Here is a 15,691-nt window from a genome sequence, read left to right as displayed (position 1 = left end):
CGGCTGCTTCCCGTCGTTGCCTTTGCCTGTGTAGAAGCCGGGCTCGTCCCGGTTTGCCTTTGCCATTCGCCGCGAAGGTCAAAAGCGTGCCGGGCAAGCCCGGCACCTACAAAGCCGTCCGGCCCGCTCAGCGCGAACGCCGGGTCAGCCAGTCGTGGATCGACGCCGGCACTTCGCGCTGGGCGCGGCTGGAAACATAGATGCCGATGTGCCCGCCCTTGAAGCTCAATTCGCTGTAATCGGTGCTGCCGGCGAGTTTCGCCAGCGCGCGCGAAGCGTCCGGCGGCACCAGGTGGTCCTGCTCGGCGTAGATGTTCAGCACCGGCATGTCGACGAAGCCCAGGTCCACTTCTTCGCCGTCGATGACGATGCCGCCGTTGACGAAGCCGTTGCCCTGGTAGAACTGCTTGATGAACTGGCGGAAGGCTTCGCCGGCCAGGTCGGGCGAGTCGAAGATCCATTTCTCCATGCGCAGGAAATCCTCGATCGCGCGCTTGTCGTCGAGGATGTCGACCAGGCCCAGGTACTTCTGCAGGTTCAGCCGGAACGGCTTCAACATCAGGTAGCTGGCGTTCATCAGGTCCGCCGGCACGTTGCCCAGCGTGTCGACGAACAGGTCCACGTCCATCTGCCGGGTCCAGTTCGACAGCATGTTGTCCGGCGTGTGGAAATCCACCGGCGTGACCATGGTGATCAGGTTCTTGACCTTGTCCGCGTGCAGCGCCGAATAGCACAGCGAAAACGCGCCGCCCTGGCAGATGCCGAGCAGGTTGATCGCATCGACGCCGTGGGCTTCGCGCAGGTGGTCGACCGCACCATCGATGAAGCGGTTGATGTAGTCGCCCAGCTCGAGGAAGCGGTCGGAGCGGTCGGGATAGCCCCAGTCGATGATGTAGACGTCCTGGCCCTGCGCCAGCAGGCCCCTGACCAGCGAACGGTCGTCCTGCAGGTCGACCATGTACGGACGGTTGACCAGCGCATAGGAAATCAGCAGCGGCAGCTTCGCGGTCGGCTTGTTCTCGCCGACGAAACGGTACAGCGCCACCTTGCCGTCGCGCCAGACTTCTTCCTTGCGCGTCGCACCGTAGTGCACATCGTCGACTTCGGGCAGGATCTTCAACCCGGCGGCGAGCTTCTGCTGCAGGCCCAATGCTTCCTTGGCCAGGGCCTCGGCGGTGAAATTGAGCGGGCCGTTCATTGGCGTTCACCCTTCTTGCCATTGCGCCTGGCGGATGGTTCCGGGCCGAGCGGCGCCGGTGGCGCGTAACGCGCGACCCAGTCCTTCATCGACACAATGTTGCCCTTGGACGGCGGCTTCTTCGGCGCTGCCGCGACCGCAGGTTTCGCCGCGGCGCGCTTGCTCGGCGAGACCGCACGGCTCGCGACCGCGCGACGCGGCGCGGCCTTGCTGCGCGGCTTCGCGCTCGCAGTAGGCTTGCTGTCCCGCTTCGCGGCCGCGCGGCGCCGCACGGTCTTTTTCTTCGTCGCCTTCGGCGCTGCCGCTTTCGCGGCCTTCTTCGCAGGCTTTTTCGCCGGGGCCTTGGTTTTCTCCGTCTTGGCAGCCGGCGCTGGCGCCGGGACCGGCTCGGCGGCCGTCGTGGGTTGCCTGCGGGCCGCAGCCGTCTTCGCTTTCGGTTCGCGTGCCTGCTGGCGCATCGCACGCTCGAGCTGCACGATCTTGCGGTGCGCCGAATCGACCTCGGTGCGCGTCGGCATGCCGAACAGGCCGCAGATCTTCTCGATTTCCACCTGCACCGACGAACGCAGGCGCATCTGCGCGTTGGTCAGCGCGCCGTAGACCTCGCGGAACGACTCCGACAGGGCAGCCTGCGCGTAGGCTTCCTCGGCCGCGTCGATCCACAGGTCGAACAGCGCGCGTGCGCTGGTCAACTGGCGACCGGGTTCCTCGTGCTCGGCCAACTTGTCCTCGAACAGCGACAACGCATGCTGCAGCGTCTTCAGCATCAGCGCGTTGTAGTCGTTGTTGCGTTGCTGGTAGTCCTGCTGCGCCTGCAGCAGCGCCTGCCAGCGCTCCTGGTGTTCGCGGGCCAGGCCGAACGTCGGCACGTGCAGCCAGCGCGACTGGTCGCCCTGGGCGACGGCCTGCAGCGCCTGGAGGTAGGGCGCGGCCTGTTCCAGCCAGTTGTTCAGGCTTTCCTGCCCACCGGACTGCATGGTGCGGAACAGGTCGGCGAAGGGATTGGCGTCCGCGGCGTCGGCGCCCAGCGCTTCACGCCAAGCCCTGGCGATGTCGGCGGCGCTGCCGTCCTGTCCGGCGAACTGCGCCGCGACCTGCTGCATCTGTCCGAACCAGCCGCTGGCCAACTGGTTGAAGCGATGCACCGCGCCCATCGCGTCGGGTTGCATGCCCGGCAGCAATTGCGCCCACCATTGGGTGGCTTGTTGCCAGCCCGACGGGTTCGCGCCCGACAGGCCCGCCCCTGCCGCGCCCTGGCGCATAGCCTCGCCCCAGGCGTTCCAGTACTGACGCGCCAGCGATTCGAAATCGCTGCCGCCGAGGCCACCGTTGCCGAAATTTCCGAATCCGTTGCCGAACATCTTCCACCCTCCCAGCTACCGTTCCGATCATAGCAATCGGAATGGAATTTTCCCTGAGCTTCGGGTCCATGCGGCGCAACACCGCCGAACATGTGGTTACGTATGCAACTACGGCCTGGGAATGGCGAACTGTTCCGTTCGCACCGCACCCGCGCCGCGGCCTTCGGCCGCGATCGTCGCGTCGGCCGGAAGCCCGCCCTTCCCGTCCAGGTACGCCTGGATGCGGTCCAGTGCGGCGTAGAACTGCGGCAGCATCGGCGTGTAGCGCGCGCCGTAGGCCGGGAACGCGAGGAACGCGTCGAAATGCTCGCCATTGCGCACCCGCCAGTAACGCACGTCGCGCCCCGCCGCCTGCGCCGCGGCCACGTAGGGCGCGCTGGTGAAGGCGGGCGGCACCAGGCCGTCGTCGGTGCCGTGCACGACCAGTACCGGCAGGCCCTTGCGCGGCAGGCCCGCGCGTGTCGCCAAGATGCCTTCGCGTACGCGCTTGGCGTCGTCGCCTTGTCCGTCCCACAGCGCGCGCAGGCATTGCAGGCCCGGCAGAGTGAAGTCCGGCGGCGCGAGCTTCATGTCGACGATGCCGACGCCGTTGCCCGGCGGAATGCCGGCGCTGTCGCTCCACCAGGCCGCGCGCTCGATGTCCGTCGCGACGCGTGCGCTGAAGTCCGGGTTCTGCGCGGAGAACGCATAACCGCACGGATGCGCGCCGACGGCATAACGGCCATAGGCCGAGGCATAGGTCACCGCGACCGAACGCCACAGGTCGAAGCCGACGCTCAATGCGCCAGCATGCAGCGATTCGTCGGTCCAGCCGTTCGCACGCAGCTTGTCGTAGGCCGACCTGGCCTGCGTCTCGGCGCTGTCGCCCTCGACCAGCCCCGCCGCCTTCAAGGTCGCGCAACGCGCTTTCCACAACGGCTCGACCTGCGCATGCACCGGTGGCTGCGGCAGCGAGTCGGCCGGCAGGTGCAGCAGCGCGCACGGCATCAGCAGCGCGGCTTCGGTGGCGACGTCGTAAAGCGGGCGTCCGCCAAGGCTATCGACGTACACGTTCGGTTCTCCGGCGACGACCGCATCCAGCCAATCACTGTCGCCCTCGGCCGCACGCAGCACGGCGCCGCCGCCGTTGGAAATGCCGACCGCGATCACCCGCGTGTTTTCGAAGGTGAACGGCGCGGCGTTCGGGAATGCCTGGTCCAGCGAAACGAGGGCAAATTCCGCCGCCTGCTTCACATGCTTGCCCCAATCCGCTTCCGGGTTGTCCTGCGAATGCGCGTGCTTGAACGCGACGCCCTTCGCATCGGCCGGCCTGCCCTCAAGCATGTCCGGGACGAAGGCGAGTTCATCCACGCCGGCCTTGCCTGGCGTGCCGTCGAGCTTCGTGCCCTGCTTCGCTTCCAGATCGAAGTAGTCGGTGCCCGCGCCCTTGTCGGTATAGGCGACGGCACAGCCTTTCGGCAGGCCCCAGGCGCCGGCCACCGCGATGGCGCCGTACACGCCGCGCGAACCCGAGGCCGGCGCAACCAGCACGCAACGCTTGCCCGTGTCGAAGGCATCCGGCACCTGCACCAGCACGCGATGCGGTTGCTTCGCGCCCGGCACGCGGGCGAAGGCGCTGAATTCGCGACCCGGCACCGCCGCCACGCTGCCGTAGACCTGGCCGTAGCCGCCGTTCGGCGACAGGTCGGCGATGCCACGCCAGTTGCTCCAGATCGCGCGGCGGCGCGTTTCGGCGGCAGTCGGATGCGCGGGATCGGCAAAGGTGGGCGGCGCTATCGCGCGCAGGCCGTCCAGGCCGAGGCCGGCGGTGAGCAGGTCATCGCTGCCGCGGTGCTCGGTGACGCGCTGCGGTTGCACCATCGCGATCTTCTCCGGCGATTGGACGGGATTGCCCGCGCAGGCGGACAGCAGGCAGGCCAACGCCACGGTGGCGGCGCGCAATGACGGATTCTTGTTCATGCGTGCAAGCTAGCGCGGGCCGGCGGTGGCGTCATCGTACTTTGGTACCACGACGCGAAGCGGCTTTGCTGCTAGCTTCGGCGGGTCCTGCGACAATTCCGACCATGCCCAGACTGCTGATCGCCGACGACCACCCGCTGTTCCGCGCCGCACTGCGCGGGGCCGCCGCGGACGCAGTGGCCCAGCTTTCGGTGCTGGAAGCCGAATCGCTGGACGGCGTGCTGCAGGCGCTGGAAGCCCACCCCGACATCGACCTGGTGCTGCTGGACCTGCACATGCCCGGCAACCACGGCCTGGCCGGGCTGGCTGCGATCCGCGCACAGTTCCCTGCCGTGGCGGTGGTGGTGGTCTCGGCCAACGACGATCCGCGCGTGGTGCGCCGCGCCCTGGACCACGGCGCGGCCGGCTACCTGCCGAAGAGTTCGGGGCTGGAGGAATTGCGCGACGCCATCCGCAGCGTGCTGGCCTGCGAACAATGGCTGCCGGCCACGTTGCGCGCAGCGGTCGCTCGCGCGCCTTCGTCCGCGCACGACGCCGAACTCGCCTCGCGCCTGGCCAGCCTGTCGCCGCAGCAATTCCGCGTGCTGAACTTCGTCGCCCAGGGCCTGCTGAACAAGCAGATCGCCGACAAGCTCGACGTGCAGGAACGCACGGTCAAGGCGCACCTGTCCGCGATCTTCGACCGCCTCGGCGTGCGCAACCGCACCCAGGCCGGCGTGGTGCTGCGCGAACTGGAACTCTCCGATCCCGCGCGGCTGGTGGAAGGCTGATGGATTTCGCCCCTGCGCCCCGCGCGCCCGGAAGATGCGGCCGAAATCGCCCGCTTGTCGACCGAGCTGGGCTATCCCGTGGACGCCGACGCCATGGCGCCGCGGTTGCGGATCGTGCTCGACGATCCGAACCGCCATGTGATCGTCGCCTCCGCCGAAAACGGCCTGCTCGGCTGGATCGGCGTGGAACGCCGCCTCAGCCTGGAAGGCGGCGAGCAGGCCGAGATCGTCGGGCTGGTGGTGGATTCACGGGCCCGACGCACTGGCTTGGGTGCGGCGCTGACAGGCGCGGCCGAGGATTGGGCGCGCGAACTCGGCTACGACCGCCTTGTCGTCCGCTCCAACGCGGTGCGCGTCGAATCGCATCCGTTCTACGAGAAGCATGGCTACGTGCGCAAGAAGACCCAACACGTGTATTCGAAGCCGCTGTAGCCCGTCCACTCCTGATATCTGGTGTGGGAGCGACGTTAGTCGCGATGCTTTTCAGCTCTGTTGCCGGATAAAGGGCAAAAGCATCGCGACTTACGTCGCTCCCACGCCGAATATTCTGGCGCTCAAATCCGCGAGTAGGCCCAGGACACCATCTTGCCGTCGCGATACGGCATGACCCCATGGAATGCACGCGGATCGTCGTCGAACACCAGCGGCAGGAACTGGCGGTCGCCGTCCCACAGCGGCAGGTCCATGATCCGGTCCACGTCGACCCATTCCAGGGTGCCTTCCGGATTGCTCGCATAGGGCTCGCCGGAGAACTGCGTCACCACGAAGACGAAGCCCAACCAGTCTTCGCCGTGCTTGCCGAAGCCGGGCCAGCTGATCGTGCCGCGCAACGACAGTTCGTCGCATTCGATGCCCGCTTCCTCGCGGATCTCGCGGCGCATGCAGGCCACCACGTCCTCATCGGCTTCAATCTTGCCGCCCAAGCCGTTGTACTTGCCCAGGTGCAGGTCGCCCGGACGCGTGTTGCGATGGATCATCAGCACCTGTTTCCGATCCGGCGAAAACACGTAGCCGAGGGTGGCGACGATGGGGGTGTAAGGCATGCGGGAATTTCCGAAGCGGCGATCACGAATTTTATTGTAGGAACGCACCTGGGCGCGACCGAGCCACATGGCACCACGCGGAAAATTTCTCAGCCGGACAATTCCCGGTCGCGCCCAGGTGCGTTCCTACCGCTCGAGGCCGAGGAATACCCGCATCCGCTGCAGTTCCTCCTCCAGCGCCGCCTTGAACGCCGCGCCGCGCGGCGAAGCGCCCGCGAAGCCGAGCTCGTGCTTCAGCACACCCTTTTCCACGCGCAGGTTGGCCCAGCCATGCATGTGCTCGCCCCACAACAGCGGCAATGCGTAATGGCCCATCGTGCGCTTCGCCGCCGGCGTATAGGCCTCGAACTTGTAGGTCCAGCCCCAGAACCGCACGAACCGGCGCCGATCCCAGACGATGGGATCGAACGGCGCGAGCAGGCGCAGCGTTGCGTCCGGCGCATGCCGTCGCGAAGCCGGGTTTTCGTCGGCCGGCCAGAACCAGGTCTGGCCGTCGACCGATGCATGCGCGTAACGCGCCTTCGCCTGCCTGAAGGCCTGCCGTGCCTCCATCCGCAGATGCGGCGCGCCATAACCCAGCAACGACGTCAGGTAACCCAGGCTGGCCGCTGGCAACGGCGCATACAGGGCGACGACGATGTCCAGCAATGCCTCGGCGCGGGCCTGGCGGGCGGCCGGGCTGTCGTCCGCGGGTGGGTGTTCGACGGCCTCGTAGACGCGGGTACCGCCATCGCGCCGCTTGACCCGCAACAGGCCGCGGTAATGCAGGCCATCCAGCAACTGGGTACTGACGTTGAGTTCCCCGCCCCAGTAGCCGGGTTGGCGGCCATGATGGCTGAAGGCTTCCAGCACGTCCGTCGGGTGGGTCGGCCCGTGCTGGCGCACGAATTCGAGCAGCTCGGCGGCGTGCCGGCGCGTTTTCGCATCCCATTCGCGCCGGGCGGTGCGCGGATGCAGCAGCGGCAGCGCCTCGCGCGGCAGGAAACCGTAGTTGACGAAGCAGTCTTCCTCGATGCCCAGTCGCGGATAACGCCGTTCGAGTTCACCGGCGCGGTAATCGCGGACCCGGTGGCGCAGGATCAGGTCCTGGGCCCGCGCCGGAGCGCGCATCGGGTCGGCCTGGACGAATCCCAACCGTTTGATCGCAGTACCCAGGGCGGTCGGCTTGAACAAGCTGCGCGCGATCGCGTAACGGCGCAGCTGGTTGATGTCGGGGGATTTCTTGCTCACGAAGCGAACGGCCTGCCGGGAACGGAATCGGATCGTAGTGCAACCGCGTCGCACGCGCCGCGACCGCATGTCGTGGGAGCGACGTAAGTCGCGATGCTTTTATGCAAGAGCATCGCGACTTACGTCGCTCCCACGGCCGCCACAACGCGCGCGGCCAGCAATCTGTCCAATACCGATTTCAACGCCAGCGGACGCAACGGCTTCGACAGCAGCGGCAAATCGGCCTGTTGCACGGCGTGGCGCACGGCACCCGTCTGGTCGGCGCTGAGGATCAGGCAAGGTTGCGCGCCAAGGCGCGCCGAAAGACGTTCGTACAAGGCAACGCCGGTATCACCGTGATCGAGGTGGAAATCGAACAACCACGCGTCGGCCGGCCCATTGTCCAAAGCCATCTCCGCGCCCTCGCCGTCTGTCGCCACCAATACGCGGCAACCCCACCCTTCCAGCATCTGCCGCAATGCCTCCAGCGCGACGAGATCGTTGTCGACTAGCAACAAAGTGCGCCCGGCCGAACCGCTGCGTATCGGGGCCGGGGATGCTGGCTTGCGCGAAACCACGCGCGGCAGCTCGACCGCGAATACAGTACCGGCGCCGAGCCGGCTGCGCAGCGACAGCGGCGCATCGAGCAGGCGCGAAATGCGGTCCGCGATCGACAGGCCGAGGCCCAGCCCCTGCCCCGCGGCGTCCTCGCCACGGCGGAATTCCTCGAAGATCGCTTGCGATTCGTGTTCGGCGATGCCAGGCCCGGTGTCGTGCACTTCCACGCGCAATTTGCCTGCGGCATGGCGCACGCCTAGCAGAATGCCGCCGCGCGGCGTATAGCGCACCGCGTTGGCGAGGAAGTTCTGCAGTATCCGCCGCAGCAGTTGCGGGTCGCTGCGGGTCCACGCGCGCGTCGGTACGTGCACGAAGCGCAGGCCGCGTTCGGCCGCCAGCGCGCGGAATTCCGACGCCAGGGGTTCCAGCACTTCGGCCAGCGGGAATTCGCGCGGCTCCGGCACCAGCCCGCCGGCTTCCAGCCGCGACATGTCGAGCAGGCCGGTCAGCAAATCGGTGGTGGAATGCAGGGCGCCGCGCAATTGTTCCACCGGTTCGCGCTTCTCGGGCAATTGCTGGGCCAGCGCGTCGGTGAACAGGTGCGCGGCATGCAGCGGCTGCAGCAGGTCGTGGCCGATCGCGGCGAGGAAGCGGCTCTTCGCGTCGTTGGCGTGCTCGGCCTCGCGCTTGGCCGTTTCCAGCAAGGCGGTGCGCTCGGCCACGCGCTGCTCCAGGGTTTCGTTGGCGCGCTTCAGTTCGGCTTCCGCGCGACGCGAATCGCTGACGTCGGTGTAGGTGGCCACGAATCCGCCACCGGGCATCGGGTTGCCGCGGATCTCGATGACGCTGCCATCGGGGAACACGCGCTCGGTCAGGTGCGGCGTGCCCGCGCGCATGAAGGCCAGCCTGCGCTGCAGCGCGGCCTCGTCGGAGCCGCGATGCGGCATGCGCTGCAATGACCAGCGGGTCAGGTCGGCGATGGGACGACCGACCTGCAGCAGTTCCTCCGGAAAACCGAACAACTCGGCGTAGCGACGATTCCAAGCGACCAGACGCTGCTCGCGGTCGACCACGCTGATGCCCTGGCTCATGTTCTGCAACGCAGCTTCGAGCAACTGCTGGTTGAAGCGCAGGTCCTGCGAAGCCTCGCCGACGATGGCGGCGACGGTTTCGAGTTCGCCGGCCTCGCTGCGCGCCGCGTTCAGCAGCAGGCGCGCCGATGCGGCGCCGAGCACCGCCGACAGTTCGCGTTCGACCCGCGCTTCCATCGCGTCCGGCACCGGGCCGACAGCAGGCGCATCGGCGAGCAGTTGTTCGACGCGCTCGCGGGCAAGGAAGCGCAAGCCGGCGGCACGCAACGCTTCGCGGCCGAGGCGACGTCCGGCGAAGCGCGGCGCTTCGCGACGCCAGCCGGCGGACAGCACGGTCAGCACGATGCCGACGAACAGACTGGCGCCGACCGCACGGCCCAGCGGACTCCAGCCGGTCAGGCCGAACAGGCCCGTCGGCGAAAGCCAGGCCTGTCCCAGCGGCCCTTCGCGCAACCAGGCCGGCGCAGCGTCGCCCTGCCCGGCCAGCATCGGCACCAGCATCACCCAGGCCCATACCGCGAAGCCGCCGACCACGCCGACGATGGCCGCGCGCGGCGGCGTCTGCGGTCGCCACACCGCGAAACCCAGCGCCGGCGCCAGCGTGGCCAGTGCCGAGAAGCTGACCGCGCCGACATCGGCCAGCGCATCGTTGCCGCCGATCCAGCGGCTGTAGGCCCACGCCGACAGCATGATCGCGACGATGCAAGCACGGCGCAGCAGCAACACGTCGCCGCGACGGTCCCCGCCGTGCGCCTTCGACCACGCACTGCGCAGCAAGCCCGGCGCGAACCAGTGGTTGCCGATCATCAGGCTCAACGCCAGCGTGCTGACCACGACCATGCCGGTCGCCGCGCTGAGCCCGCCGAGAAAGGCGAACAGGGCCACGCCGTCGCGCCCCTGCGAATACGGCAGCGCCAGCGCATACATGTCCGACGGCACGCCGTCGCCGAGCAACGCAGTACCCGCGCGCGCCAGCGGCAACGCCGGCAAGGCGATCAGCACCAAGTACAACGGAAACAGCCAGCGCGCCGTGCCCACGTCGCGGTCGTCGCGGCATTCGACCACGCCTACGTGGAACTGGTGCGGCAGGATGAACATCGCCAGTGCACCCAGCAGCACCAGCGGCGCGAAGCCGCCGACCGATTGCGGCGCTGCGAGCTTGTCGGCTTCGGGCAGCGCTTCCAGCCCGAACCAGACGAAAACGCCCAGCGCCAGCATCGCCGCCAGCTTGAACAGCGATTCGAACGCCATCGCCAGCACCAGGCCGCGGTTGTGCTCGGCGGCGCTGGCGCGGCGCGTGCCGAACAGCATCGCGAACAGCGCCATCGCCAGCGCCACGTACAGCGCGCTGTCGCGCCACGGCGACGCAGCCGGCGCGCTGCCGGCGCCGGAGGTCAGCGTGGCGAAGCTCATCGTCACCGCCTTCAGCTGCAGCGCGATGTAAGGGATCAAGCCCAGCACGGCAATCGCGGTCACGGTCGCGGCCAGCCACGCATCCTTGCCCAGCCGCGTCGCGATCAGGTCGGCAATGGACGTGGCGTTGGTTTCGCGCGCCAGCCGCACCAGCCGGACCATGAAGGCCACCGCCAGCGCATAGAACAGGATCGCGCCGAGGAAGGTCGGCGGCAGCGGCCAGCCGTAGCGCGCGGCCTGGGTGACCGTGCCGTAGAACGTCCACGACGTGCAATGCACTGCCAGCGACAATGCGTAGACATGGCGCCAGTGCCGGGCGAACAGCGTCGGATGGCGTTCGCCGTACAGCGCCGTGGCGAACATCAGCGCCAGCCACAGCAGTCCGGCCAGCGCGACCGCGCCGACGCTCAGCATGGCCTCATCCCCTCCAGGAAACCCGCCCGTGGGAGTGGTAGTGACTTGTCATTACCGCTCCCGCAACGGCACCGACGAAGCAATGGCAGGCCCCTTCCCATCCGCGAAGCATAAACGAACGAGGCGGCAGGCCTGCGCCCGCCGCCTCGTCGTTCCCCGTGCGTGCCCGCGTCAGAAGTCGTAGCGCGCGGTCAGGCTGAACTGGCGCGGCGAGCCGTAGAAACCGGTCAGCACACCATAAGCCCCGATGTTGTAGCCGGTGGTGCGGTATTCCTCGTCGGTCAGGTTGCTGCCCTGCAAGGAGAACGACCATGCGTCGTCCAACTTCCAGATCACGCCGGCGTTGAGCAGGCCATAGCCGTCCTGCTTGATCAACGGGCTCAGGTCGGTGGTCGGCCACACCTCGCTCTGGTAGCTGTAGCCGACCCGCGCCGACAGGTTGCCGCCGGTGGCCAGCGCGGTGCGCCATTCCACGTTCAACGCGCCCGAGAACTCCGGTGCGTTGGTGAACTTCTGCGACTTGGCGACGTTGACGCCACGGTCCATGAACTCGTCGTATTTCGCGTCCAGCCAGGCCAGGTTGCCGCTGATCGCCCAGTGCTCGCTCGGCAGCCACTGGTATTCCGCCTCTAGGCCATCGACCGTACCCTTGCCGGCGTTGGTGAAGTCACCGAAGAAGCTCTGCGAACCGTTCGGCAGCGTGTACGAAGTGAACACCGACAGCTGGATGTCCTTGTACACGTTGTGGAACGCGGCCAGGTTCAGGAACAGCTTCTGGTCGAACAGGCCCATCTTGGTGCCGATTTCGTAGCTGTCGACGCTTTCGTCGTCGAAGGGTTCGCCCGAACGCGGCACCGCGGTGGTGTTGGCGCGGATGTTGTAGCCGCCGGACTTGAAGCCGCGCGAGGCCAGTCCGTAGGCCATGATGTCGGGAGTGATCTGGTAATCCAGCGACACCTTCGGTGAAACGTTCTTGAAGTTGACGGTCTTGTCGAAGTTCGCCGCCGTGCCCCACGAAGTCGTGTAGTCGAGGCCGGTGTAGAAGCGATTCAGCGCGATGGCGTGCTTGTCCTCATCGGTGTAGCGCGCGCCCACGTCCAGCTTCAGCCTTTCGGTCAGGTCGAAGGTCCAGTCGGCGTAGACCGCCACGCTCTTGGTATTGACCACGCCCTGGGTATCGCCGAACAGCGGGTTGGTCAGGCCCGTGGCCAGCAGCGGGTTGTAGAAGTGGTTTAGCACCTGGCCGCCGGCATCGCCGTTGAATGCGTACACGCCGATCACGCCGCGGGCGCGGCCGCCGCCGTCGTAGTTGGCCTGGATTTCGTTGCTGACCTGGCTGTCGTGGTAGAAGGCGCGCACGTCGACCAGAGTCAGCGGCGTAGTGTCGAAATCGATGTTGGTCTCGGTGTCCGACTCGCGCTTGGCGATGACGTACTTGAACGCCCAGTCCTCGTTCGGGCGCCAGTTCACCGTCATCGACCCGCCCTTCATGGTGGTGTCGTTGATGTTCTTCATGCCGCTGCGGATGTCGTAGCGGTCGTCCAGCGGCGGGTAGGCCGGGGCCAGCGGATTGGCCTTCAGCATCTTCGCCCCGCGCACGCCGGACTGGTCGTCCATCCAGTCCAGGGCGAACTGCACGTCGAAGTCGTCGCCGGCATAGGCGCCCAATTGCACGCGGGCCGCATTGATTTCCTTGTCGCTGACGTCCTGCTTCGTATGGAGGTTCTCGCCGAAGCCGTCGCGATTCATGCTGGCCACGGCCACGCGCGCGCGCAGGCCGCTGTCGGGACCGCCGATGGAACCGCCGATCGCCGCCTTGGCGTCGAGCTGGTTGTAGTTGCCGACGGTGACCGAGGCGAAACCGGTGGTCTCCTTCGGTAGCCCGCGCGAGATGTACTTGATCGCGCCGCCGATGGTGTTCTTGCCGTACAGCGTGCCCTGCGGGCCGCGCAGCACTTCGATGCGCTCCACGTCGAACACGTCGAGCAGCGCGCCCTGTGGGCGGGCGATGTACACGTCGTCCAGGTAGATGCCCACGCCGGGGTCGACGCCCCACAGCGGATCGGCCTGGCCGACGCCGCGGATGTAGGCGGTGACCGTGCTGGTGGAACCGCGCGCGGCGTACACGGTCAGGTTCGGCACCTGCGCGTCGAGGTCGCCGAGGTCGCGCACGTTGAGCTTCTCCAGCGACTCGGGCGTGAACGCGGTGACCGCGACCGGGACTTCCTGCAGGGTTTCCTCGCGCTTGCGCGCGGTGACCTTGACCGAATCGAGGGTCTTGGCTTCGCTGGCCTTGTCCCCGCCGTCGGTCGCCGCCGCGTCCTGCGCCCAGGCCGCCGGCGAGACCAGCATGCCGGCGATGGCCAGGCTCAAATACTTGCGCTTCATCGTTCCCCTCCTCAAGGGATGACCTGCGGACGACCGCTGCCGCCCATTCGGTACAGAGACTAGGCAGGACTAACGAAAGCTTCACTTGTACCTTCGTACAGGGGACGGCCGGCGGCACGCTGCCGATACTCGCCGCACTGCAACCGGCGCCATGGCCGGAGGAGTCGTGCATGTCGTTTCTGATCGTGGTGGCCGCGCTGTGCTTCCTGATGTTCGTGGCCTACCGGGGCTACAGCGTGATCCTGTTCGCGCCCGTGGCCGCCCTGGGCGCGGTGCTGCTGACCGATCCGGCGCTGGTCGCGCCGATGTTCACTGGCCTGTTCATGGAAAAGATGGTCGGCTTCCTGAAGCTGTATTTCCCGGTGTTCCTGCTCGGCGCGGTGTTCGGCAAGCTGATCGAGATCTCCGGCTTCTCCAAATCGATCGTGACGGCGACGATCAGGCTGGTCGGCGCGAAGCGGGCGATGCTGTCGATCGTGCTGGTCTGCGCCTTGCTGACCTATGGCGGGGTGTCGCTGTTCGTAGTGGTATTCGCGGTGTATCCGTTCGCCGCCGAACTGTTCCGCCAGAGCGACATACCCAAGCGGCTGGTGCCCGGCACCATCGCGTTGGGCGCCTTCACTTTCACCATGGATGCGCTGCCGGGCACGCCGCAGATCCAGAACATCATCCCGACCTCGTTCTTCGGCACCACCGCTTGGGCCGCGCCGGTGCTGGGCACACTGGGCGGCGCATTCGTCCTGGCCGTGGGCCTCGCCTACCTGGAATGGCGCCGCCGCGTCGCAGCGCGCAACGGCGAGGGCTACGCCAGCGGCGGCGAACTGCGCAACGAGCCGGAAGTCTTCCGCGGCGACAGACTGGCCCATCCTTTGCTCGCGGTGCTGCCGCTGGTGCTGGTCGGGGTGGCGAATTTCCTGTTCACCCGCTGGATTCCCGGCTGGTACGGCGAATCGCAATCGTTCGTGCCGGCGGTGATCGGCAACCCCGATCCGGTGGTGCAGGAGGTGAAGAAAGTCGCCGCGATCTGGGCCGTGCAGGGCGCGCTGCTAGTCGGCATCGCCAGTGTGGTCGCCTTCGCCTGGAAGCCGGTGCTGGCGAGTTTCGCCGAAGGCACCAAGAGCGCCATCGGCGGCGCGCTGCTCGCTTCGATGAACACCGCATCGGAATACGGTTTCGGCGCGGTGATCGCCGCCCTGCCCGGCTTCCTGGTCGTCGCCAATGCGCTGCAGGCCATCCCGAATCCGCTGGTCAACGAAGCCGTGTCGGTCACCGCCTTGGCCGGCATCACCGGCTCGGCCAGCGGCGGCATGAGCATCGCGCTGGCGGCGATGGCCGACAGCTTCATCGCCAATGCCCATGCAGCGGGCATCCCGATGGACGTGCTGCATCGCGTGGCGGCGATGGCCTCCGGCGGCATGGACACCCTGCCGCACAACGGCGCGGTGATCACCTTGCTGGCGGTGACCGGCCTGACCCATCGGCAGTCGTACAAGGACGTGTTCGCGATCACCGCGATCAAGACCCTGGCGGTGTTCTTCGTGATCGCGATGTTCTATCTGACCGGCTGGGTGTAAGCGGCCGCCCAGCCCCGCGGCCGACCCGGCCGCTGCCCTCGCTTTGTAGAGCCGAGCACGCTCGGCTGCTTTTGTTCTTGCCTTTGTCGTTGTAGAAGCCGGGCTTGTCCCGGCTTACTTTTTGTCGTTCGCAATGAAGATCAAAAGCGTGCCGGGACAAGCCCGGCGCCTAAAAAAACAACAGCAGCCGAGCGTGCTCGGCTCTACAAAGCAAGAGCGGCGGCCGCCTGTCAGAAATCAGATTTCGTGATCTGCTTGTGCAGATCGTTGACTCGCATCAACGCGGCGGAACCGTAATGCTTGTGGTACTCGGCGACCATTTCGCCGTTGACGACCACCGGGTCGGTAGCCACCAGTTTCTTCGCCTCTTCGATATCGCCAACGGACAGGATGAAGAGTCCGCGCCAGCCGTCGACTCCGTCCAGCGGACCGGCATAGGCCAGCCTGCCCTCGCCCGCCAGGCGCTCCATGTTGGCGAAGTGGCCCTTGAACATCGCGTCGCGCTTTTCGCCCTTCGGCACCGGCGTCGGCCCGGTCTTCAATATCACCAGCACGTAGCTGCGCATGCCGTGCTCGTCGGCGCCGACCGATTTCGCCAGCGCAGCGTCGTACTCCTTCTTCGCAGCCGCGGCCGGTTCCTGCGCCCAGGCGCAGCCCAGCCAGAACTGGCAAACCACAACGACGATCAAGAAGATGCTGCGCATGCGCTTCCC

11 protein-coding genes are annotated in these 15,691 nt (G+C 67.1%); 3 read left to right on the top strand and 8 right to left on the bottom strand.

All coding sequences use genetic code 11. The annotated features are described in order from the left end of the window. Positions 1-127: 127 nt before the first annotated feature. The 3 genes from J5837_RS11535 to J5837_RS11525 all read right to left on the bottom strand — a co-directional run bounded on the left by J5837_RS11535 (position 128) and on the right by J5837_RS11525 (position 4,518). Complete coding sequence (locus J5837_RS11535) at positions 128-1,198, bottom strand: class III poly(R)-hydroxyalkanoic acid synthase subunit PhaC (protein WP_210536875.1); 1,071 nt, start codon at positions 1,196-1,198, stop codon at positions 128-130. Further along, positions 1,195-2,559 carry a class III poly(R)-hydroxyalkanoic acid synthase subunit PhaE gene (gene phaE / locus J5837_RS11530; RefSeq protein WP_210536874.1) on the bottom strand — a complete coding sequence of 455 codons (1,365 nt, stop codon included), beginning with the start codon at positions 2,557-2,559 and terminating at the stop codon, positions 1,195-1,197. The genes J5837_RS11535 and phaE overlap by 4 nt, the downstream gene beginning before the upstream one ends. A 108-nt stretch (positions 2,560-2,667) precedes the next feature. Continuing rightward, on the bottom strand, positions 2,668-4,518 hold the full coding sequence (locus J5837_RS11525) for a 3-hydroxybutyrate oligomer hydrolase family protein (RefSeq protein WP_210536873.1): 1,851 nt from the start codon (positions 4,516-4,518) through the stop codon (positions 2,668-2,670). Positions 4,519-4,622: 104 nt separating this feature from the next. On the opposite strand from J5837_RS11525, the gene J5837_RS11520 reads away from it, so the two are divergent. Together J5837_RS11520 and J5837_RS11515 are read left to right on the top strand one after the other, a co-directional pair. Then, a complete protein-coding gene (locus J5837_RS11520) occupies positions 4,623-5,288 on the top strand; it encodes a response regulator (protein ID WP_210536872.1) in 666 nt (221 codons plus the stop codon). A gap of 54 nt (positions 5,289-5,342) precedes the next feature. Further along, positions 5,343-5,720: a GNAT family N-acetyltransferase gene (locus tag J5837_RS11515; protein ID WP_210536871.1), complete on the top strand. Its 378-nt coding sequence runs from the start codon at positions 5,343-5,345 to the stop codon at positions 5,718-5,720. Positions 5,721-5,842: 122 nt separating this feature from the next. Here the strand turns inward: J5837_RS11515 and J5837_RS11510 are convergent, their stop codons facing one another. From J5837_RS11510 to J5837_RS11495, 4 genes are all read right to left on the bottom strand, one after another. Beyond that, complete coding sequence (locus J5837_RS11510) at positions 5,843-6,331, bottom strand: NUDIX hydrolase (protein ID WP_210536870.1); 489 nt, start codon at positions 6,329-6,331, stop codon at positions 5,843-5,845. Between the two features lie 126 nt (positions 6,332-6,457). Next, entirely contained in the window at positions 6,458-7,561 is a 1,104-nt protein-coding gene (locus J5837_RS11505) for a DNA glycosylase AlkZ-like family protein (protein ID WP_342345534.1), read from the bottom strand. Between the two features lie 119 nt (positions 7,562-7,680). Further along, positions 7,681-11,016, bottom strand: a complete 3,336-nt coding sequence (locus J5837_RS11500) for a hybrid sensor histidine kinase/response regulator (RefSeq protein ID WP_210536868.1) — start codon at positions 11,014-11,016, stop codon at positions 7,681-7,683. Between the two features lie 171 nt (positions 11,017-11,187). Further along, positions 11,188-13,404, bottom strand: a complete 2,217-nt coding sequence (locus tag J5837_RS11495) for a TonB-dependent receptor (protein ID WP_210536867.1) — start codon at positions 13,402-13,404, stop codon at positions 11,188-11,190. Positions 13,405-13,574: 170 nt separating this feature from the next. Between J5837_RS11495 and J5837_RS11490 the strand changes: the two genes are divergently transcribed. Further along, complete coding sequence (locus J5837_RS11490) at positions 13,575-14,978, top strand: GntP family permease (RefSeq protein ID WP_210536866.1); 1,404 nt, start codon at positions 13,575-13,577, stop codon at positions 14,976-14,978. 230 nt (positions 14,979-15,208) lie between these two features. Here the strand turns inward: J5837_RS11490 and J5837_RS11485 are convergent, their stop codons facing one another. After that, complete coding sequence (locus J5837_RS11485) at positions 15,209-15,682, bottom strand: YciI family protein (protein ID WP_210536865.1); 474 nt, start codon at positions 15,680-15,682, stop codon at positions 15,209-15,211. Positions 15,683-15,691 lie beyond the last annotated feature (9 nt).

Source organism: Pseudoxanthomonas helianthi, assembly GCF_017939625.1.
Classification (GTDB): domain Bacteria; phylum Pseudomonadota; class Gammaproteobacteria; order Xanthomonadales; family Xanthomonadaceae; genus Pseudoxanthomonas_A; species Pseudoxanthomonas_A helianthi.
Note: the sequence above shows the minus strand (reverse complement) of the source record. Positions and strands in the feature narration are given on the sequence as shown.

What these genes read in the sequence shown, in the direction of transcription:
- J5837_RS11520 (WP_210536872.1), top strand. Translation starts at nt 4,623, where the DNA reads ATGCCCAGACTGCTGATCGCCGACGACCACCCGCTGTTCCGCGCCGCA.
- J5837_RS11500 (WP_210536868.1), bottom strand. Translation starts at nt 11,016, where the DNA reads ATGCTGAGCGTCGGCGCGGTCGCGCTGGCCGGACTGCTGTGGCTGGCG.
- J5837_RS11490 (WP_210536866.1), top strand. Translation starts at nt 13,575, where the DNA reads ATGTCGTTTCTGATCGTGGTGGCCGCGCTGTGCTTCCTGATGTTCGTG.
- phaE (WP_210536874.1), bottom strand. Translation starts at nt 2,559, where the DNA reads ATGTTCGGCAACGGATTCGGAAATTTCGGCAACGGTGGCCTCGGCGGC.
- J5837_RS11510 (WP_210536870.1), bottom strand. Translation starts at nt 6,331, where the DNA reads ATGCCTTACACCCCCATCGTCGCCACCCTCGGCTACGTGTTTTCGCCG.
- J5837_RS11535 (WP_210536875.1), bottom strand. Translation starts at nt 1,198, where the DNA reads ATGAACGGCCCGCTCAATTTCACCGCCGAGGCCCTGGCCAAGGAAGCA.
- J5837_RS11525 (WP_210536873.1), bottom strand. Translation starts at nt 4,518, where the DNA reads ATGAACAAGAATCCGTCATTGCGCGCCGCCACCGTGGCGTTGGCCTGC.
- J5837_RS11495 (WP_210536867.1), bottom strand. Translation starts at nt 13,404, where the DNA reads ATGAAGCGCAAGTATTTGAGCCTGGCCATCGCCGGCATGCTGGTCTCG.
- J5837_RS11485 (WP_210536865.1), bottom strand. Translation starts at nt 15,682, where the DNA reads ATGCGCAGCATCTTCTTGATCGTCGTTGTGGTTTGCCAGTTCTGGCTG.